The 19,144-nt window shown below is 63.5% G+C and carries 18 protein-coding genes; 2 read left to right on the top strand and 16 right to left on the bottom strand.

The features are described from left to right. The first annotated feature begins 202 nt into the window (after positions 1-202). Entirely contained in the window at positions 203-844 is a 642-nt protein-coding gene (locus A5760_RS05585) for a DUF5134 domain-containing protein (RefSeq protein WP_064878611.1), read from the top strand. A 25-nt stretch (positions 845-869) separates the two neighbouring features. Here the strand turns inward: A5760_RS05585 and A5760_RS05580 are convergent, their stop codons facing one another. The 3 genes from A5760_RS05580 to A5760_RS05570 form a co-directional block, all read right to left on the bottom strand. Beyond that, a complete protein-coding gene (locus A5760_RS05580) occupies positions 870-1,610 on the bottom strand; it encodes an SDR family NAD(P)-dependent oxidoreductase (RefSeq protein ID WP_064878490.1) in 741 nt (246 codons plus the stop codon). 11 nt (positions 1,611-1,621) lie between these two features. Then, positions 1,622-1,906: a hypothetical protein gene (locus tag A5760_RS05575; protein WP_064878609.1), complete on the bottom strand. Its 285-nt coding sequence runs from the start codon at positions 1,904-1,906 to the stop codon at positions 1,622-1,624. Between the two features lie 81 nt (positions 1,907-1,987). Next, positions 1,988-2,461: a GtrA family protein gene (locus A5760_RS05570; RefSeq protein WP_064878488.1), complete on the bottom strand. Its 474-nt coding sequence runs from the start codon at positions 2,459-2,461 to the stop codon at positions 1,988-1,990. A gap of 183 nt (positions 2,462-2,644) precedes the next feature. Here A5760_RS05570 and A5760_RS05565 point away from each other — a divergent pair, with 183 nt between their 5' ends. After that, entirely contained in the window at positions 2,645-2,950 is a 306-nt protein-coding gene (locus A5760_RS05565; protein WP_064878486.1) for a hypothetical protein, read from the top strand. A gap of 873 nt (positions 2,951-3,823) precedes the next feature. On the opposite strand, the gene A5760_RS05560 is transcribed toward A5760_RS05565, so the two are convergent. The 13 genes from A5760_RS05560 to A5760_RS05495 all read right to left on the bottom strand — a co-directional run bounded on the left by A5760_RS05560 (position 3,824) and on the right by A5760_RS05495 (position 19,104). Beyond that, the gene (locus A5760_RS05560) at positions 3,824-4,936 is read right to left on the bottom strand and encodes a UvrD-helicase domain-containing protein (RefSeq protein ID WP_196771997.1); all 1,113 of its coding nucleotides are present in this window, start codon (positions 4,934-4,936) and stop codon (positions 3,824-3,826) included. Beyond that, complete coding sequence (locus A5760_RS05555) at positions 4,917-6,548, bottom strand: ATP-dependent nuclease (RefSeq protein WP_064878482.1); 1,632 nt, start codon at positions 6,546-6,548, stop codon at positions 4,917-4,919. The genes A5760_RS05560 and A5760_RS05555 overlap by 20 nt, the downstream gene beginning before the upstream one ends. A gap of 69 nt (positions 6,549-6,617) precedes the next feature. Further along, entirely contained in the window at positions 6,618-6,830 is a 213-nt protein-coding gene (locus A5760_RS05550) for a hypothetical protein (protein ID WP_155764217.1), read from the bottom strand. Between the two features lie 1,037 nt (positions 6,831-7,867). Then, entirely contained in the window at positions 7,868-8,254 is a 387-nt protein-coding gene (locus A5760_RS05540) for a hypothetical protein (RefSeq protein ID WP_064878479.1), read from the bottom strand. Positions 8,255-8,430: 176 nt separating this feature from the next. After that, positions 8,431-9,336 (bottom strand): alpha/beta fold hydrolase, encoded by a 906-nt coding sequence (locus tag A5760_RS05535; protein ID WP_082279355.1) that lies wholly within the window; start codon positions 9,334-9,336, stop codon positions 8,431-8,433. A gap of 65 nt (positions 9,337-9,401) precedes the next feature. Next, the gene (locus A5760_RS05530; protein ID WP_419538222.1) at positions 9,402-11,432 is read right to left on the bottom strand and encodes a CoA transferase; all 2,031 of its coding nucleotides are present in this window, start codon (positions 11,430-11,432) and stop codon (positions 9,402-9,404) included. A 106-nt stretch (positions 11,433-11,538) separates the two neighbouring features. Then, the gene (locus tag A5760_RS05525) at positions 11,539-12,564 is read right to left on the bottom strand and encodes a serine aminopeptidase domain-containing protein (protein WP_231122551.1); all 1,026 of its coding nucleotides are present in this window, start codon (positions 12,562-12,564) and stop codon (positions 11,539-11,541) included. Between the two features lie 591 nt (positions 12,565-13,155). Further along, positions 13,156-13,932: an SDR family NAD(P)-dependent oxidoreductase gene (locus A5760_RS05520; protein WP_064878475.1), complete on the bottom strand. Its 777-nt coding sequence runs from the start codon at positions 13,930-13,932 to the stop codon at positions 13,156-13,158. A 4-nt stretch (positions 13,933-13,936) separates the two neighbouring features. Continuing rightward, positions 13,937-15,379 (bottom strand): MmgE/PrpD family protein, encoded by a 1,443-nt coding sequence (locus A5760_RS05515; RefSeq protein ID WP_064878473.1) that lies wholly within the window; start codon positions 15,377-15,379, stop codon positions 13,937-13,939. A 47-nt stretch (positions 15,380-15,426) separates the two neighbouring features. Then, complete coding sequence (locus tag A5760_RS05510) at positions 15,427-15,846, bottom strand: carboxymuconolactone decarboxylase family protein (protein ID WP_064878471.1); 420 nt, start codon at positions 15,844-15,846, stop codon at positions 15,427-15,429. Between the two features lie 34 nt (positions 15,847-15,880). Further along, entirely contained in the window at positions 15,881-17,158 is a 1,278-nt protein-coding gene (locus A5760_RS05505; RefSeq protein WP_064878468.1) for a cytochrome P450, read from the bottom strand. Between the two features lie 3 nt (positions 17,159-17,161). Further along, positions 17,162-17,596: a nitroreductase family deazaflavin-dependent oxidoreductase gene (locus A5760_RS05500; RefSeq protein ID WP_064878466.1), complete on the bottom strand. Its 435-nt coding sequence runs from the start codon at positions 17,594-17,596 to the stop codon at positions 17,162-17,164. A 38-nt stretch (positions 17,597-17,634) separates the two neighbouring features. Continuing rightward, positions 17,635-19,104 (bottom strand): aldehyde dehydrogenase family protein, encoded by a 1,470-nt coding sequence (locus tag A5760_RS05495; protein ID WP_064878464.1) that lies wholly within the window; start codon positions 19,102-19,104, stop codon positions 17,635-17,637. Between the last annotated feature and the right edge of the window lie 40 nt (positions 19,105-19,144).

The following is a 19,144-nucleotide window of genomic DNA, read 5'->3' as shown; positions in this document are numbered from 1 at the left end:
ACGACGAGAAGCGTGGTGCCGCACGACGTGTCGCGGGGTGATTGAAACGTGCCCGAACCGTTACCGCACCCCGGTCTGCGGGCCGGGTTGCCGACCCTTCGCCGACACCCTCGATGGTGGTTGGCTCAAATACCCCATAGGGGTACGGTGGCGCCATGGGCGCAGCGCAGGCGATTTTCGTCAGGTCACGATGTTGCATGCCATGATCGGCGAACCGGCGCTGCGCTGGGCCGTCACCGTTCTGTTCGGCGTGAGCGTCGCCATGTACGCATATCTCGCTGTCGCACAACATGCTCGATGGATGAGCCGGCTCACTCACCTGCTGCACCTGACGATGTCGGTCGCGATGGTCTTGATGGTGTGGCGGGTTGGGCTCGATCTGCCGGCAATCGGTCCGACCCTCTTTTTCCTTCTGGCCGGCGTCTGGTTCGTGGGCGTTGCCGTCCGGGCGTCTTCGGCATCCCGTAAGCGACTGAAGACGTGCTACTACGCGGCGATGATGGCGGCGATGGCGTGGATGTATGCCCTGATGAGCGGCGCCGTGCCGGGTGTTTCCACACACCTGCACGCACAACCGGAGTCGGCGGCCATGGACATGCCCGGCATGCAACTGCCCTCACACGACATGCCCCCGGCCGCGGCCGGCTTCTCCTGGTTCGCCGCGGCGAACTGGATCGGGGCGGTGGGGTTCGCCGCCGTGGCCCTGTACTGGGCCTGCCGCTTCGTCGGCGAACGCCGAAGGGCGCGGATGCCGGCCGCCGCGCGGCTGCTGCGGTGGGAACCGCTGTATCAGGCGCTCACCGCCACCGGCACGGCGCTCATGTTCGACGCCCTCGTCTGGTAGCCAGGGCAGCATCGTGCTGCGCTTCTCAACCGGCGCCTTTGCCGTTGTCGACCCGGTAGACGGCGCCGTGGACCGCGGCCGCGGCATCGCTGGCGAGGAAGGCGATCACGTTGGCGACCTCTGAGGGTTGCATCATTCCGCGCGGCGACGCCGTCCGCATGATCAGGTCGTAATTGGGATCGTCTGGCGCGCTGAACTGTTCGATCTGCGGCGTGAGCATGCCGCCGGGACAGACCGCGTTGACGCGCAACCGATCGGCGGTGTACTCCACCGCCAACGCACGGGTGAGGCCGATCAAGCCGTGCTTGGCGGCACAGTAGCCGGCCGAATACGCCTGCCCCTCGACTCCGGCGATGGAACTGACGTTGACGATGTTTCCGCCGCGTTGCAGCAGCTGAGGCAGTGCCGCCCTGCACAGGTAGAACGGCCCATTGAGGTTGACCGCGAGGTCTTGTTCCCAGTCGTCGTCGGTCATCGACTCCGTCCGGCGCATCTGGTGGCGCCCCGCGACGTTGACGAGGATGTCCAGGCCGCCGAAGTCGCGGACGCACTGCTCGACCGCGTCCCGGCAGGCCTGCACCGAACCGATGTCCACCGCGGCGAATCCGCCACGTTCGATGTCAGTGAAAACATCGGTCAGGCGTCCGCTGTCACGACCGATGCCGAAAACCGTTGCGCCCTCGCGGGAAAACAACTTCGCCGTTTCGGCGCCCAGGCCCGACGACGCTCCGGTCACCAACGCCACTTTTCCCTGTAGTGCAGCCATGCCAATGCACCTTAATAGGGCCGCAACCGCACCGCTCCGCCGCGCCGAAATTGGAGGGGCGCAACTACTCTCAGCCCGTGTCTGGCGGCGATGTCGGAGACGATGCGCTCGGCCCGAAAGCGCTGCTGGATCCGGCGTGCGGTGATCATCGCGAGCAGGTTGATGGCCTGCCTGCTCAGTGCGACCCGACTCGTTCGCTTCTTCCAGCTCGGCGGGGCCGAGGCCGCGCGCCGTCCGAAGTAGTAGCCGATGCAGGTAGCTGTCGCGAGCGCGGCGATGACCGCGATTACCGTCACGTGTCGAGCGTCCTTCGTCGCCGTCGCGAGAAGGTCACGCACGGGCTACACCTCGGCCAACAAGTGCGGTCCGGCCGCGGGTCAGCGGCGGAAGACCACCCACCTCATCGCGCTGTACATGTACACCGCTTCACACATGCCCGCCGCCAGCCGCGACAGCTGATACTGCACTCCAATGGCGGTCAGGGCGGTGGTGACCCCGAGGATGAAAGCCAGGTAATTGACGACGACCACCCCGACGTAGGTCACGACCTGCGGCCCGACGGGTGCGTGGGACCGGAAATTGAGCATGCGATTGAGCACGTAGCTGAGCGTCAACGCGCAGACGTAGGCAGCCGTGACCGCGATCGGCACCGGAAGGCCGAGCGCGCCACGCAAACCCGTGAGGACGCTCAGATCAACGCCGAAGGTGAAGCCGTTGATCACGCAGAAGCCGACGAACGTGGGTGCGACGAACGCCCCGAGCCCGAACGGCAACCACCCGACGAACGCCTCACACCAGGTATGGAACCGGCCGGCCAGCCGTGATTGGCCCGTCGACGGTTCCGCTCGCACATGAGCACGGTGACATGACCAGGTATCCACCACGTGATCAGCTGGCCAACTGCGGTCAACGGCGCAGTCTGCGCTTCGCCCCTGTTGCCGTGGATCGCGCCCCCACGATCTGGGTTGTGGACGAGATGCCCCAGTACACGGGCCCGATAGATCCCCCGCAACCGCAATATCTTTGGCGCTTGTGTGTCGCTGGTCGGGTTGGCGGCGATGATGCTCGCGCTTCTTCTGTTGCTGATTGCCGAGAGCAATCGCGCTCTGGCGTTCAAATTGGAAACCGGCTTCTTCCCGCTGTTCTCCGAATCCGCGGTGCAGTCGGCGCGCATCGAAGTCGTCATCGCTGCCGGGTTGACAGTACTGGCGACCGCTTCGGCGGTCACGGCGGTGATCTTTCGGTCGACCATTACGTGGCGGATCATCGGGGGCGTCACCTTGCTGGCTTTGATCTTGGTCGGCCCCCTGCCCTGGGTCTGTTACGACATGGCTTTTTGAAAGCTACCGTCTCGGCAGTTGGCAAGACTGGCGCGAGTAGCGGCTCGAGCCCCATCAAGCCCGCCAGTAAACATGTTGGACCGCAAGGGGTTTGCGGCTGCGACTGCTTAAGGCGACAGCCGATTGGGCAAGTCGAAACGCCGCAACGCGGCGACGTCCATGAAGGCCACGACTCGGCCGATGCCTTCCGGCGCGAGCGGTTGACTTAGCCGTGCGGCGGGCGTTTCACCCCATCAGCTGCCGCAGGTGACTAGCAGATGACGGCCGGGCCGCCGGTGAGGGGGCAGTAGGGAGGTACGCAGCTCACCGACGTTGTTGAGACGGCGAAGGCGAGCAACAGCGCAAACAAGACTCTCGTAACCTTGTTCATAACTGGAGTGTAAGTCCAGCCAGGATCCTCCGGGGTGGTTCGGGCTTGTCCAATCGATGATGGCCGAACCATAGCCAACAGAGATCGGCGGTTCGGTTCCGATCACCCTGCGCACCGACGCTGGACGTGCGCTTCGGCCTCTTCGGTTGAGACACAAGGCCACTACCGTCGGCGAACAACGCGGTCACGATTTACATGCCTAAGACCGAAAACAGAGTGCACCCATTAAAGCGGCGCCACCGCTTAGGCCAGGTAGCGAGATTCCCATGTTTGTGGTGGATCCGCCATCTGTACGTCACGAAGATGGAATTCCGCCATCTTGGATGGGAACCTAAACAGACGCTGTCGAGATGCAGCGACGATTGACAGGACACGCCTGCCTACTTTGACAGGATCCGGGCGTGTCGCGAGAGCTTGTCAATCTTCGTTGCAAAAGCGCAGTTCAGAGCGGTTTCAACACCAAGGGCCGCGTTGGTTGAGCAATCCTCTCTGCGAGTCCGCGCTCAGCTGCCTACGATTCCTGCCTCCGGCGTCCATACGGGAATAACGGTGTCCTTGGGCGGCTTGATGATGAACCCGACGCTGTGCCGAGCCCGAGTGACCGCCACGTAGAGATTCGCTGCCTGCTGGTCATTTAGCTCGCGTGCCTTGGTTATGAGCTTGCCAATAGGTCCGGTGGGATGGATCAGGACTCGCGGTCGCTCCAGTCCCTTGGCCTTGCCCCAGTTCAGGCACTCAAGGTGGTCATACTGCTTGCCGCTTGCCTTGCTGTTACGCAAAAGAATTGGATGGTAAAGGGCGTCATACTCATCGACATGGCCTGGTGCGATCAGGAAGATCCCATCGTGGTCTGTGCGAACAGTGTTTAGCGATACCGTCGGTTCGAATCCCCACTCGGGGCCGAATAATGAATCGGCGAACGCTGCGATCTCCGGTGCGCAACGCCAAGTTTCGCATCGTTGCTCGATGGCCAGGCGCCCGGCCTGTTCCTGCGTCTGAAACCATTTCCAGATTTTCATGTACATGAACGGCTTGTGTTTGGCTTCACGTTGGTTGGTGGCCAAGATGGCCTGACGAATGTCGCCGACCATCTCGAGGGTGACCGAGGATGCCATCAGCAGGTCCAGAATCTCGAGGTCATAACCGCAAAGGTCCTGAACCTCGTCGATCATGAGCCGGTCATACACCCGTTCAAGTCGCTGCAGGCATATTCCGGCACCAGCCTGGTTGATTTGCACCGCGAGCTCCGGGAGGTGTACGCGCCGGACGTCGGCTTGCTCATTTATGTACCGCTGCCAGCTACCTGTCGCGGCGTAGGTCTGGGGTGGGCTGTCGAAGTCGAACCCTTCAACGCGCCTGCCTTCAAACATCAAGGGCAGGAAGGGGTGGACGAAATTTTGAAGCAGGAACGAGAACCAGCCACGCACCTCGATGTGTGGGTGGTCGCCCGCCAGCCGATCCAATCTGGAGGACAGCTCGCGTTGGTTATGGCTAGTGTAGGTAAGAACGAGAATGCGCTCGCGCGGATCGGCCGCTTTGCAGGAATCGACAAGCCCTTGGGTCTTTCGGGATCCGGCGACAGCGAGCGTGAGCCGGTTACTGGGCTGATTCGTCAACGAAGGCAACCGCTTCAATGATGTAGCTCGGCGCATTGAGCGTCGTGTCGCTTTCCAAAATTCGTAATGCACCCTCGGTCTTATTGTTGTCCATCCAGGTGACGAGGACCGCCTTGTCCGTGATCGCCAATACCTTGCGTAACGTCTGCTCGTCGTTGGCGTGCACGATTTGGGGTTCAAGCGTGTTTCCCTGACCGGATGCTCCGATGAAGATGCGGTGGTCATCGTTGAGGTACTCGGCCAGGTCCTCGAGCAGTTCGGTTGGATCTTTGCCGTCGTTGTCACGCAGAACCGCGCATCGACTCCCGAGCGCCTGGACCAGGCGCAGGCAGTGCTTCAACGACAGTGCACGCATGCTGATCACGTCGATACCGTCATCAATGGGCCGCCGCCCGTGGTGCGTATCCATATAGAACCGTTCGACGACAATCTCGTCGGACGGGCCCTCCACGAGGATCAGACGCCCCGCCAAAGCCATACGCAGTGTGTCGTATCCGGGCAGCTTCTTGAAGTAGGCAACGGTGCCCTCAGGGAGTGCGCCCAAGACCGTGATGCCGTTTTCTCCGACCAGTTGCAGGCCGTCAACACCGATGCGGTTGAGTACGTATGAGCTGTGTGTAGTGACGAACAGCTGCTGATCGTTGCCAGCAAGATCCGCGATGCGCGCTAGCAGCTTTCCCAAATTGGTATGGGACAGGTGGTTTTCCGGCTCTTCAATCATCACCACCCGTGCCGCGGATGTCGTCCGCCCCATGGCTAGCGCAATCTTGATCGCGGCCTGCTGACCTTGCCCAGACAGCAGGAAGGGGACTTCGGCGACATGCGGGATTACGCTGGAATCCCAAGCGCCACGACCGGTTTGATCCATGGCAAGCTCTAGCGCTTTGTCGTCCAGTGGCCCTGGCAGCTCTGCCATCTTTTCGTTCACCACCTCCAGATGTGGCGACGCCAGGGTGTCGCGCGTGGCGCGCACGGCCAGGGACACCTTCGCCTTCTCGGAGGCGTCGAGGTGATCGTTGAGAATCTGTTTGAGGTGGACGTCCATCCCACTGTTCGACCGAATAGTGCGGGAATCGATGACGGCAGTAGTCAGCTCTTTCGGGCGTGCCGTCAACGTCTTGTTGGAAAACGTGCGCCAGTCCACGCGGTAGTACTCCACAGGCAGCGCCGAGGGCCCAGCATCGTCGGACTCAATCTGAGATAGGTAGGCCTCGATCTCGTCACCGTAATCGGGATCGGGCTCAACTCTGAGACGGATACCCGCGCAAGCCCTTGTCGGCTGCTCTGAATTATTGGCGCCGAACAGGTTTCGCTGAAATTCGTCGTGGTCGCGGAGAAATACTTCGATCTCGATCACTGGTGGCGCTGGTGTATCACCCTTGGTTCTGGCGGCGAAGAACTCCCTCACCAACTGGGCGTTAAACCAGAACGGGTTGACCTCGTCGCTGGCGAGACGCCCACTGACCCGCCCAGTCAGCGCCAAAGTGATTGCTTCGAGGAGGGTCGACTTCCCCGCGTCATTGTCGCCGACGAGAATGTTGAGACGCTGGTGCGGCTCGAAATTCAACTCGCGAAACTTGCGATATCCCAGAATCCGCACCCGCTCGATCACTGATCACTCCAGTCCGCCGCTATCTCGCCACCGCATCTGGCCACGGCTTCCCCCATACGGCCGCCGGGTTCAGCCGCGTCCATACACACGGCGCACCCGCACAGCTCGGCTCATGCCGTCGACGAGCATCAGACCGTCACGGGTAACAGTCGCCTCCGGGCGGTATGCATAGTGGTATTCGTAGTGGTACTCAGCCTGCTTCCACTTCGAGCCGTCGGTCATCTCGACGAACGTCTTTCCGTCCCAGCCATTCCAGGCCCCTTTGACGGTCATCGTGGTCATCTGATTCTCCAATTGCACTCACGGGTTGCTACTACGACACCCGCACTAGGTACCGACACTCGGCCGCAACCACAGCGAGGTCGCGCTTGGGCTCACCCCAGACCACCTGGCCGTGCCCCAAACCCTCGCGGAGTCGCCTGCTGAGTCTCAGATGAGAAGTCGCTTGCCCCTAGTTTGCATCTGGAAAGCAGCACGCGATTTATTTTGCTCTGTATCCGGCGTGTCTGCCGCGAATAAGGGCCTGTTATTCACGCTCTACAGCGGATGACATGCTAGTTTATGGTGCAATTGCTCGCGATTTATTTGGATGGAGATGGATAACCGCGTTGTGCCGTTACGGTCCGCTAGCTCGGCCCGTAACCGCGGCGTGCGTCAGCCCGTCCAGACCGTCACCGCGGTCTGCCTGCGGCCGCAATGCCGCGCCGAGTTCCAACGCAAGCTGTCCCGCGGACGGCGGCAGGACTACTGCTCACCGCAGTGCCGCCATCTGGCAGATTCTGAGCGCCGTCGCGCACAGGCGAAGCTCAAGCACTACGAGCAGAACACGCAAAGGTTGCGCACCGATGTTGAGGCGCTGAACCCGAACGGCAGGGGCCCCACAGCGCCCTCCGACGACGCTCCATTGGGCCCGTCATCCATCTGCTCGGACCTCCAACTTGCCAGAGCTGTAGGCCGCGCCGAAGCTACCCTCTCACTGTCTGACCAGATGCCGGACGCCCGGAATGCATTGGCTGCTGAACTGGAGGCCCTCGTCGAGGCCGTCCAGAGGCATCTCGATTTGCGATGACAGTGAGGCCCCCGAGAGGGCCTACCGGTGCGGAAATTAGGGCGCTAAAAGAGGTCCCTTTAGCTTCGCAAAGCAGCCGAGATCGCGCGGTGCATCACCGTAGACAGGCCGTGCGTGCGTAATAGGCCCGATGGTCTGGGGGCGAATCCGCATGCGGACCGCCTTCGCCACGAAGGTGGGGGCCGCGTCGATGAACAACCGGCTCGGCAGCTCGGCGGATTCGGCGCGCAGGTAGCGTCCAACTGGTGGGCTACCTCAATCGGGGCGCCTGAAATGCCAGATTCGAGATGACACGGTCGATGGCCGGCGTGTCGAACATTGAGAGCTCGAATAACGCGTCGGTGGACAATTGGCCGCTGAACATTGGTACCGAAATGTTGTATGGCTCTGGCGGTTTGCCGTCTGTTTCGCCGAGTTGGATGCGGCCGCGTTTGCGGTTGGGCATTGGGTCTGTCACTTCGATTAGTCCAAACTCGGCCAACTCGTGGAGGGAGACATAGGCCTCGTCGGTGAGCCCGAGCAAGCTGTAGCGGAACTGTTCGGCGAGGAACATGCTGGTGCTGCGGTCGTGCAGGAGCCGGAGGTCGGCCACATGGCAGAGCACCAGGAACGTCACCAGCTCGTTGGGGGTGAGCACCAGATGCCATCCGGCGGTGAAGAACTCAGTGGGGATGCAGAGGTGCTTAGGCGCGGTGGGGGTGCCCCGCGGGATGGTCTAGCCCCGGCCGGATCCGTCTTCGCGTCGGAATTTGAAGTTGGCGTAGCGCTGCCCCGTGTCGCTGAGGGAGACGAATCAATCATTGACCGCTTTGGTCACCTTCTGTGTTGAGTGGGTATCGAGGCAAGGAATCCGGTGATCGCTTCGGCCAGTCCACGCGGGTTGCTTGACTGAATGGTGTGACCGGCATCGGTGACCCGGCTCCACGTCGCACCGTCGATCAGGTCGGCGAGCTCGCCGGCTGCGGCGTCGGACACGACCCTGCTGCGGTCACCCCGCAGGACGATGGTCGGGCAATGGATGCGGCGCGCCAACTGCCGCATCTCGTCCCCGACAGGTAGCTGGGTGTTGCCCAAATGGAACTGCGAGTCATCGTATTTGAAGGCCAGTCGTCCGTCGTCGCGCCAGCGCAGGTTGCTCGCCACGCTGTCGCCACCCGGCCCGTCACCGGCAACGAAATCGTCGACCTCCTCTAGGTTGGCGAAGGATGGCTGCGATGTGATGAAGCCCCGGACCGAGTCGGTTGCGGATTTGTCGAGGTCGGCTCCGAGGTCGATGACGATGAGACCGGCGAGTTCGGGGGCGCCTCGAGCAGCCCAGGCCATCGCGCCCATGCCGCCCATCGAATGCCCCACCACGACAACTCTTTTCAGACCCAAGAGCTCCGCGGTTGTCGAGATATCGTCGGCTGTGTGCTCTGCGCCGTAGCGGCCGGGCGACCACTGGCTTTCGCCGTGACCACGCAGGTCGAGCGCAATGCAGCGGGCATGGTGACGCAGCAGGTTGCCGACGACGTCGAACGTGTGGGCATGCAGACCGCCGCCGTGCAGGAAGATCACCGCAGGATCGGCACCGGCGCCTGGCCATTCGAGGTAGTGAACGCCGACGCCGTCGGCGCTGACGATCATTGCCTCGGCGGGCAGGACAAGACCCGCAGGATCGACACCGTGCCGCTGCGCGGTAGCCAGTAGACGGGCGTAACGGGCGCCGAAGGATTCCATCCGCAGGGTCCGCGCAGTCGGCCTGTCCGGGGCGGTGGAGGGCCGCGGGCGACGGATCCGGTCGGTCACAGGCCCGCTGGGCGGCCGCTGATCGCGCCGACCCCCTCCAGGGCGGACAGGTCGTCGGCCGTCTTCATCAGTACCTCGGTCAGTACTTCGGCGGTGTGCTGCCCGTAGAGCGGCGCCGGCGTGGTGATCCATCTGCGGGGACGCCCCGCGAAGGCGAATGGCAAGCCGATGGTCTTGAAGCGGCCAACGACGGGATGGTCGACGACTTCCCAGAAGCCCCGGGCCTCGAGCTGTTCATCGTCGAGCAAGTCGGCGGCAGACACCACCGGGGCGGCGCCGAGCCCGCGTGCGCGCAGGCAGGCCACCACCTCGGCTGGGCTGCGGTGCGTCGTCCACTCTGCGATCAGTTTGTCGATCTCATCCGCGCGCTCGCGGCGGCCAGGTTCGCGTCGAAAGCTTAAGTCGACGCCCAGGTCTGGGCGCCCGATCACCTCGGCAAGGGCGGGCCATGTGTCGTCCTCGAGTACCGCCACCGCCACCCAGGCGTCGTCGCCTGCGTACCGAAACACACCCTGTGGGCTCGCGTGGGGACCGCGGTTTCCGTTGCGGCGCAATGTGACTCCGTTCAGCGAGTGTTCCAGGACCGCCTCAGCGGCGGCGTTGAGGGCCGCCTCGATCATCGTTGACTCGATGTGCACGCCGATACCGGTGCGATCCCGGATCTGTAGTCCGGCGATCGCCGCAAACGGCGCGTGCAGGCCTGCGAGGGGGTCGCAGACTCCCCGGGGGATCAGCGGAGCTGCGTCCGCAGTTCCGGTCATCCAGGCCATGCCGCTGGCCTGTTCCATGGTCTGGGCGAATCCGACGCGGTCACGCCAGGGACCGTCCAGTCCGAACGCCGGCATCCGCACCATAGTGACTTGGGGATTGGCGGCGTGCACGGTGTCCCATTCGAGGTCGAAGTTGGCCATCACCCTCGGCGAGAAGTTCTCGATGACCAGATCGCTGTGCGCAATCAGCTCGAGTGCCGTCTGGCGGCCCTGCGGTGTGCTCAGCTCGAGACTGACGCCGCGCTTGTTGGTGTTGCTGCACTGGAAAACCGGTCCCCACTCCCACGACTGATCCCAGCTGGGCGAACGGCCGCCGGCGAATCGCATGCCGTCAGGGCGGCGCACGCCTTCGATCTTGATGATCTTTGCTCCCAAGGCGGCCGGCAGCTGGGTCGCCATCGGCCCGGCCCAGAAGGCGGTGAGGTCGCTGACCCGAAGACCGGTCAACGGAAGTGCGCCCGTCGGGTGCTCGCTGGCCGCCCGTGGGTCCGTGCGTGCCGACCACGACACCTCGCCGTTGTCGGCACCCAGATCCGGCGCGAGGGCAAGAGGCCGGACTTGGATAGCCGAGCTGCGGTAGGGGACTCGCGGTCCGACGGCTCCGGTTCGTGATTCGAGGAAGACACCGCGAACGACGAAATGGTCGATCGTCGTTATGGTCTGCGGGCTGGCGATGGGGGCTACCGGAATCCGGAAGGCCGCGGCCCGTTCCACGATGTCGGTGGTGGTCTTGTCAGCGGCCCAGTCGTTGACCATCGCGAGGAATTCGTCGCAGCGCCTGATCCGTCCGGCCATCGACGCCAAGTCGTCGTCGAGCAGGTCGGCGCGCTCGATGAGCACCAGGAAGTCCTGGAACTGCTGCGCCGTGATAGTGCAGAACCCCACCAACCCATCGGCGGTCGCCACGATGGACAGCAGTTCGAAGCTTCTGTTGCCAAGGTCCTGATCGTCGCCGAGCACGCTGGCCGACGCCGCCCCCAACGAGCCCACCGCGATGACCATCGCCTCGTAGATGGAGAGGTCGATCGTGGCGCCGGTACCTGTGCAGCCGGCATGGCGAACCGCGGCCGCCGCAGACACCGCCGCGAATGCTCCCGCAGTCCACTCGCCGATGCGCCCGCCTGCCTGCACAGGCATCGAACCCGGCCTGCCCCGGCCGCCGATTGATCCGCGCAGCCCGAAAATACCGACATGTAGGGCGGTGCCGTCAACAGATGTGACCGGCTGTTCACAACCGGCTGTCAATTCTACAACCATCTCGCTACGCCTCCTCGGCGGTGATTTCGTGCGGTCGCTACAGACACTCGCGGGCCGATAACCGATGCGGTGAACGCGGCGGTGGATCGGAAAAAGCCACTGCGCACTAGTGATTGGCATCCGCGGATCCACCGAGTAACACCGCTGGCAGCCACGCCGCAATGCGGTCCCAGAGACGAGTGCGCGTGGATGCCAGGTTGTGCGCGTGGGCGGCACCCTGAGCGACGAAGGTGGTGATGTCAGTGGCCGACGGGTAGTTCAACGCTTCCGCGCGCGGATCGCTGGCCATGTCACGCACTCCGCCGAACCCGAGGAACACGGGCACGTCGATGCCAGCGGCACAGGCTTCGACGATGCCCGCCGTCATTATCTCGGCGACCACGCGGACCGGTATCCGCGTGGCGTGCGCTTCGTCGGCGGCGATCACCGGCTCTGGAACATCAGCGGCGTAAAGCATGTCGCGAAGGGGACCGCGCGGGATCGTGCACGATAACGCATCGTGAGCCGCACCGGTCATCGTCCGTATCAGCATCTCGTTTTGTCGCATCGCGGCTTGTAGGCCCATTCCCGAATCTGCGGTCGCCACGTGTTGTTCGATCCCACCCGGCGCATTGACGTAGCTGCGGGCGGCATAGCCCAGCAGCACCAACGCATCGAAAGGCCGGACCGAACCGTCGCCCGCATGCGCGGCGAGGGCCAGCCCGGCGCCAAGCGAATGGCCGACTCCCACAACGGGAACCGACATCGCGGGCAGGCTCGAATGCAGTGTCTTACTAGCCGCACGCGCCCGTACCTGGTTGACCACTTCGGCGTCGCCTCGGGCCAGCATCGCAGCGGTCACCTGTCCCGCAGCAACGGGGTCCGTACTGTCGCCCACCCCAAGGTGGTCGACGGCCACCACCACGTACCCGCAGGCCGCGAAGTGCTCGGCGAAGCTGTAGCCACGGTAACCGTGCACCTGCAGATGCCAGTAGTGCTTGTCGTAGCCAGCCCCGGCCAAACAGACGAGGATGGCGCGAGGCGGGACTGCCTGCTTCGGTATGAAGAGCCAGGCCCGTTGCTTGAGCTGCTCGCCCCCTCCGACCGCGGCGGTGACGTTGAAGTCGAGCTCGGCCCGCCGGATTTCACTCACCCTGTCGACAACATCGGCTTCACCCCCTCGCGGCCGCATCGTCAACTCGCGAGGGATCAATCGACGTCTCCGGTTTGTCGCTTACTCAAGGTCGTTCCTTTCTGACGAGTGGCCGCCGTGCGCCCCGCGGCGATGATCGGGCCCACGTGGTTATTCCGGGCGGGGATCGAGCATGAGCTCCTGCCACGTCTCGGCCGTGCGCATGTTCTCGCCCGTCGCTAAAGTGCCCGGCTCACCGTGTGGGGTCACAAAAGATCCCGTGGGCCGGTCCATAGCTGGTCAACCCCGCCGCTGCAAGCCGTACGAACAGAACGCTGCGTCGGTGGGTCTGCATGGTGGCCGCCTACTCAGCAATCGGTTCGACATGCCGAATGCTTGCGCCAGACAACGGTTCCAATGCTGAAAGTGCCTCGTTTCCAAGCGCAATCACTAGCTGGTTACTCCGAACACCGCCACCCGATGGTTGAGATCCCACGACCACCATCACCGGGATACCATCGGAACCGTCGGGTCTGCCGGCCACTGGGCTGCTGATACCGGCACTATTCGACTTCCTTCGCTGACAGCCAGTTTGGCCCGCCTACAGGCGGACTACTTGGCGACGTAGCCGCCGTCGATGGGCAGCAGCACCCCGGTGATGTTCTTCGCCTCGTCGGAGCTGAGGAACACCGCCGCGTCAGCGCAGTCCTCTGCCGTGATGACCTGACCAAGGGGATGAAGCTGGGCGACGTAGTCCACCACGTTCTGATCGGCGGGTTCGAACTTCTTGTCGTCGGTCGCCGAAAAATTTGTCAGCGGCATGCCGGCCGGGCAGATCGCGTTCACCCGAATGTTTTGCGCGGCAAACTCAATGGCAAGACCCTTCGTCAACTGGTTGACAGCCCCCTTGGTCGCGCCGTAGAGGACGCTCCCGAAGCCGACCATGCCCGCGACCGAGCCGGTGTTCAGGATCACCCCACCGGTGCCCTGCTTCTTGAACTGGCGGATCGCGTACTTGCTGCCGTAGAAGACACCGCTGACGTTGATCTGGAGCAATTTCTGCCACTCCGCGTCGGTGAAGTCCTCGGCCGTGCAACCGGGCTTCAGCCCAGTGATCCCGGCATTGTTGTGCATGATGTCCAGTCGGCCGAAGTGGCTCACCGTCGCGGCCACCACCGCCTCGAGATCACCTTCGACGGACACGTCGCAGGGAACCCCGATCACCGAACTCTCAGGGGCACCAGCGAGTTCGAGGGTCTGGTCGACCCAGTCTTTACGCACGTCGGCGCACACGACCTTCGCTCCCTCTGCCAGGAAGCGAAGAGCCGTGGCACGCCCGACGCCGGAACCCGCCCCAGTGATGATGGCGACTTTGTCGTTGAGTCGCATCGTCTCAGTGCCGGCTTCCCACTCGGTGGAAGGTGAGAATGTCCATCAATTCCAGGATGTCGCGCTGCTGGTCGAGGTTGAGCACGAGGTCCTCCACCCGGTCGGCGGTGGCGGTGTCCAGCATCCACTCCAGGTATGGCCTGCTGACCTTGCGGATCTCCTCGGTACTCAGCGGAGCTTCCGGGGAACCCAGCCAGCCGTCAAGACGCTTGGAGTAGGTCTGGCCAGAGGTAGTGGTAACAAACACCTCCGCACCCGGGTCGTGCACACCGAAGTCTTCGTGATCTCCGGTAGCGACGATCTTGCCCATCGCCTCGCGGTAGCGCGGATCCTGAAGTGAGGAAAGGTCTTCGAAGGTCTGCTCGCTGATCCCGCCCTTAAGCATCACCTCGGCCAGCAGATAGTGCACGCTGAATCGCGACCCCTGCAGGTCGACCGGGTCCGGCGTGATGCCGACGGCCAGGTTTCCGATCACGCCCTGGCGGGTCTTGACCGACTCGATGTCCTCGTAGCTCAGGTTGTGCTCAGACATGAGCAGCCCCAGCGCGTCGATCGAGGTATGCGCGTAGGTACAGGCCGAGTACTTCTTGATGCAGGCCCGATTGATGCGGTACGGCGCGATGCCGAGATCGGCATCGATGATCGACAGATCAATCTGGTTATTGGCGATCAACGGTGCATACAGGCCGGACTTCCCTTCCAGCACACCGAGCTCCCCGGTGGCGCCGAGCCGCGCCAGCAGCGCCGACTGCACGCCCATCTTGGCGGTGTGACCGGATTCGATGAAGTGGGTGTCGCAGCCGGCCTGCCCCAGGCCACACGCCCAGGAACCCGCCATGGTGATGGCGTGCTCGGTGCGCCGGGCGTCGAGTTTGAGCAGTTTAGCCGCCCCCGCCGCAACCCCGAGCGGACCGAACCAGGTCGGGGGGCAGATGTGCACCGACATCAGCGCCTGACCGGGACCGGCAGAGTTGTACCGCGAGGCCACTTCCCACGCGGAGATCGCCGCGGTGATCAGGTCCTTACCGCTCGAGGTTTGCTTCTGCGCCAGCGGGAACAGGCCCGGCAGCACCCAGTAGGCACTGGTGAAGTTGGGCATCTCGTTGTCCTCGAGTTCCGAGGAGTGCGCGAACGTGGCATTGGCGAACGCGGCGTTCTCCACCGTCGTGCGGTAGCCGGCGCCCACCACACCCGCGTCGGGAGCACCACCCTGTTCGGCATAGTAGGTGGTCAGGATCCGGGCCGCGGGTTCGCGGCACCCGGCCAGCATGCCCGCAATATTCTTGAGCAGCAGCGCCTTGGTGAACTCGACGGTCTGCGGATCGAAATCCTTGTAGTCGACCCGCTCGACCCATTCAGCGACGTTCTGCGCCCGGCGCTTCTGTGGATCCTTATTGGCCTTAGCCTCGACGTATTCTTTCCTGGCATCTTCCAAAGTGTCAGTCATGACGCTTCTCTCTTTCCGATCTTGTTGACTGTTGATGGTTTTGGAGTTCAGCTGTTCTCGGCTGCAGCCTTGGTGAACAGTTCCTGGATGGCCTCCCCTGCGACGCGCAGCGCTTGCACAGCTTTGGGAACGCCGATGTAGGGAATCAGATGCAGGAGGATCTCAAAAATGTCCTCATGGGAATGCCCATTGGCCAAGGCGGCCTCGACGTGCAACTTCAATTCCTCTGGGGCACCCATCGTGGCCAGCGACGACAGGCAGATCACGCTGCGCGTCTTGAAATCCAGGGTGTCACGCGCCCAGGCATCGGCATAGCAATGTTCGACGGTGATGCGCTGGAAATCGTCGACGGCCTTAAAGCCGGTCTCCCTGGTCTTGTCCCGCCACGAGGGACCGAAAATGTTGTCGAGGATCCCCGCACCTGTCTCATAGCGGGACGATTCTTGAACGGTGCTCTCAGTGGTCACGTGATGGCCCTCTTCTTTTCTTTGTGGTTGGTTGTCATTGAGGAACGCCCGGTAGATCCCAGACCACCGGCACGCTGGTGACCCCCCGTTCGTACATGCCGATGATGCGCGGGGTCTCGGCGTCGGGGTCCAACCGCAGCCCGGGCAGCCGTTGAGTCAATGCCGTTATCGCAGCAGAGATTTCAGCGCGTGCGACATGTTGACCCAGACAAACGTGGGTTCCCCGGCCGAACCCGAGATTCGGCTGAATCGGCCGGTCCGGGAGAAACTCGTCGGGGCGGTCCCAGCGCAGCGGGTCCCGATTGGCCGCGGCGAAGCACGCATGCACAACCGCACCCTTCGGAATACGCACTCCCCCCAGCGTGGTGTCGCAACGCGCGAACCGCCCGAACGCCGGATCGGTCGGCATCCACCGCAATGTCTCCTCGACAAACGGATGGACCAGTCCCGGGTCCGCCACCACGCGTGAAAGCCACTCGGGGCGCTGCAGCAGCGTCAGCATCGTGATGCCCAGTTGCTTCCAAGTCGTGCCAGAGCCGGCCGCCAACAGCAGCAGCGAGAACATCTGGACTTCCGCGTCCGAGAGATGGTGCCTGCTGCCGTCCTCGTCTTGGAATTCCTCACTGACCAGCATGCTGATCAGGTCGTCGCGCGGGTCAAGCCGACGGGCCTCGACGATCGGTTTGACGATCTCGGCGATCGCCGTAATCCCGGCGGCGTCGGAGACGATCGCGGCGCGCACCTGCAGCGCCTCCTCCACACTGACGCCGAAGCTGCTACAGATGGTCAGCAGTGGAATCGGTGCGAAGAACTCGACGTTGAGGTCCGACTTGCCCTTGCGCGCAATAAGGTTGAACAGCGCTTCGACGATGTCGTCGATCCAGTTGTCCACCCACCAACCGGCCCGCTTGGGCGTGAACGCGTTTCGTACCAATGACCGCAACCGGCGATGGCGCTGGCCGTCCATGAACAGCAACAGCGCCTGACTCTCGTACTCTGCCGATCCCGGTTCATGCTGGGACGCGGCGAAGGTTTCCGGATCCTGCAGCATCTCACTGCACGTGGCGTAGTCGAACGCCGTGAAGTGCGGACGCTCGTCGAACGGCAGACCGGAAAAGAACGCGGGTCCGTCATAGCCGACGAGCTCGCCCGGGGTGCCCGCGTGTACCGGCCCGCTCTCCCGCAACTCGTTGAAGGCGGGGTAGGGATCGTCTTCAAACGACCCGCCGCGCATCTCGTAGACCTCACTGCGCAGATCGAACAGCTCCTTAAGCCGCTTCGGATCGAGCGCAATTATCTCGTTGGACAGCATCTTTCAGGCCCTCTCCAGCACCACGACGGGGATCACCCGGTCGGTGCGGGTCTGGTAGATGTCGTAGCTGGGCCACGCCTCGGCCATCAACTGCCACAGCCGCTCGCGTTCCGGCCCCTCGGCGGTGCGCGCAGTAGCCTCGAAGCGATCGCCCTTGACCTGTACGTGGACTCGTGGGTTAGCCACCAGGTTCAGGTACCACTGCGGATGCGCGGGGGCTCCGCCCTGCGATGCGATCACGACGTATTTGTTGCCGTCATCGCCGTCGGCAGCGCAGATCAGCGCCGTGTCCCGCTGCTGGCCGCTGTGGCGGCCAATGGTGGTCAGGATGAGAGTCGGCACACCGTTCCACAGGTAACCGACCTCACCGCCGGTCTCGCGGTAGCGGCGCACGTGGTCGGCACCGAACAGCGAGAGGTCGAGATTGGGGGTCGACATTACTGTATTCCCTTCAGCAACAAGTGAATTTGAAGTGGTCAAGGCCCAACGACCAGGTGTTTGACCTCCTGGTACTCGCGCAGGCCAGCCACACCGCGTTCCCGACCGATCCCGCTTTGCTTATAGCCGCCGGTCGGCGTGTACGCCGTAGGGGCCCCACGGTTGACATGCACGGTGCCCGACCGGATCCGTTGTGCGACAGCCACTCCGGCCGGCAGGTCGGCGGTATAGACGCCCCCGCCCAGTCCGTACTCCGAGTCGTTGGCGATGGCCACCGCCTCGTCAAGGTCGCGGTATCCCTGAATCGTGACCACGGGTCCGAACACTTCTTGCTGCGCAACCGGATTGGAGTTGTCCTCGATGCGCAGCACGGTCGGCTCGATGAAGTACCCCCGTTCCAGGCCCGCGGGCCGCCTTCCTCCCGCAACTACTTGCGCACCGGCCTTGATGCCGGCGGCAATGAGGTCCTCGATCCGCTCTCGCTGCCCAGCCGAGATGACCGGACCGATCATTGTCTTTTCGTCACTGGGGTCACCGACGGGCAGGAATGGAAGAACTGAGGTGATCTTCTCCAGCGCGGCGTCCACGGCGTCTTGTGGTACCAGGACTCGGGTCTGAGCGGTGCAGGCCTGGCCAGAATGCGACGCGAACACGGTGAGGACTCCGGTCCCGACCCGCTCGAGCGCGTCGGGCAGGTAGAGCTGGACTGATTTGCCGCCCAGTTCCAGGATCATGCGTTTCACGGTCGGCGCAGCCTGTGCGCCGATCTGGCGCCCGACGACCGTGGACCCAGTGAACGAGACACAATCGACGCGCGGATCGCTGGTGAGCTGCAGTGCTCCCGAGGTGCCCTGCTCGACCACGACGTTGAGGACGCCGGGCGGCAGATCAGCGGCAAGCGCAGCCTCACCGAGGGCCAGCGCAGTCAACGGGGTGAGCGGACTCGGACGCAGGATCACCGAGCAGCCGGTTGCCAGCGCCGAGAAAACCTTCCAGATATTGGTCTGCAGTGGGAAGTTGTACGGGGTGATGGCGGTGACCACGCCGACAGGCTCATAGCGACGGATGCTGAGCAGAACGTCTTTGGCGGTCACCAAATCGCCCAGCGGCATCTCGTTGTGCTCCCACTGCGGCAGACCACTGAAAAGTTCGGGGAGTTGTCGAGCCTGGTCCAAAGCCATGCCCACCTGGGCGATGCGGGCGATTCCCAGCGGGGCGCCGACCTCGTGGACGGCCGTTTCAACCAGCTCCTCGCGGCGCTCCTCGAGCCATTGCGCCATCCGTCCGAGCGTCTCCAGGCGCTCGGACACCGACCTGTCCGCCCACACACCACAGTCGAAGGACCTGCGTGCGGCGGCGATGGCCGTTTCCACCTGGTCCGCTGACGCGGTCGCCACGGTGGTGAGAATCTCCTGGGTCGCCGGGTCCTCGACCGGCAACGCCACTCCGTCGCCGGCGACGGCGCGGCCGTCGATCAGCAACCGGTCCACCTCGAGGTGAACGACCATCCCGAGAATTCCCCTATCTGCTGATATTTCAGCGTTCTAG

It is taken from the genome of Mycobacterium colombiense (genome assembly GCF_001665835.1).
Taxonomy (GTDB): Bacteria; Actinomycetota; Actinomycetes; order Mycobacteriales; family Mycobacteriaceae; genus Mycobacterium; species Mycobacterium colombiense_A.
This window is presented reverse-complemented; position numbering and strand designations above follow the sequence as displayed.

What these genes read in the sequence shown, in the direction of transcription:
- A5760_RS05585 (WP_064878611.1), top strand. Translation starts at nt 203, where the DNA reads ATGATCGGCGAACCGGCGCTGCGCTGGGCCGTCACCGTTCTGTTCGGC.
- A5760_RS05580 (WP_064878490.1), bottom strand. Translation starts at nt 1,610, where the DNA reads ATGGCTGCACTACAGGGAAAAGTGGCGTTGGTGACCGGAGCGTCGTCG.
- A5760_RS05550 (WP_155764217.1), bottom strand. Translation starts at nt 6,830, where the DNA reads ATGACCACGATGACCGTCAAAGGGGCCTGGAATGGCTGGGACGGAAAG.
- A5760_RS05535 (WP_082279355.1), bottom strand. Translation starts at nt 9,336, where the DNA reads ATGGAATCCTTCGGCGCCCGTTACGCCCGTCTACTGGCTACCGCGCAG.
- A5760_RS05530 (WP_419538222.1), bottom strand. Translation starts at nt 11,432, where the DNA reads ATGGTTGTAGAATTGACAGCCGGTTGTGAACAGCCGGTCACATCTGTT.
- A5760_RS05520 (WP_064878475.1), bottom strand. Translation starts at nt 13,932, where the DNA reads ATGCGACTCAACGACAAAGTCGCCATCATCACTGGGGCGGGTTCCGGC.
- A5760_RS05515 (WP_064878473.1), bottom strand. Translation starts at nt 15,379, where the DNA reads ATGACTGACACTTTGGAAGATGCCAGGAAAGAATACGTCGAGGCTAAG.
- A5760_RS05505 (WP_064878468.1), bottom strand. Translation starts at nt 17,158, where the DNA reads ATGCTGTCCAACGAGATAATTGCGCTCGATCCGAAGCGGCTTAAGGAG.
- A5760_RS05500 (WP_064878466.1), bottom strand. Translation starts at nt 17,596, where the DNA reads ATGTCGACCCCCAATCTCGACCTCTCGCTGTTCGGTGCCGACCACGTG.
- A5760_RS05495 (WP_064878464.1), bottom strand. Translation starts at nt 19,104, where the DNA reads ATGGTCGTTCACCTCGAGGTGGACCGGTTGCTGATCGACGGCCGCGCC.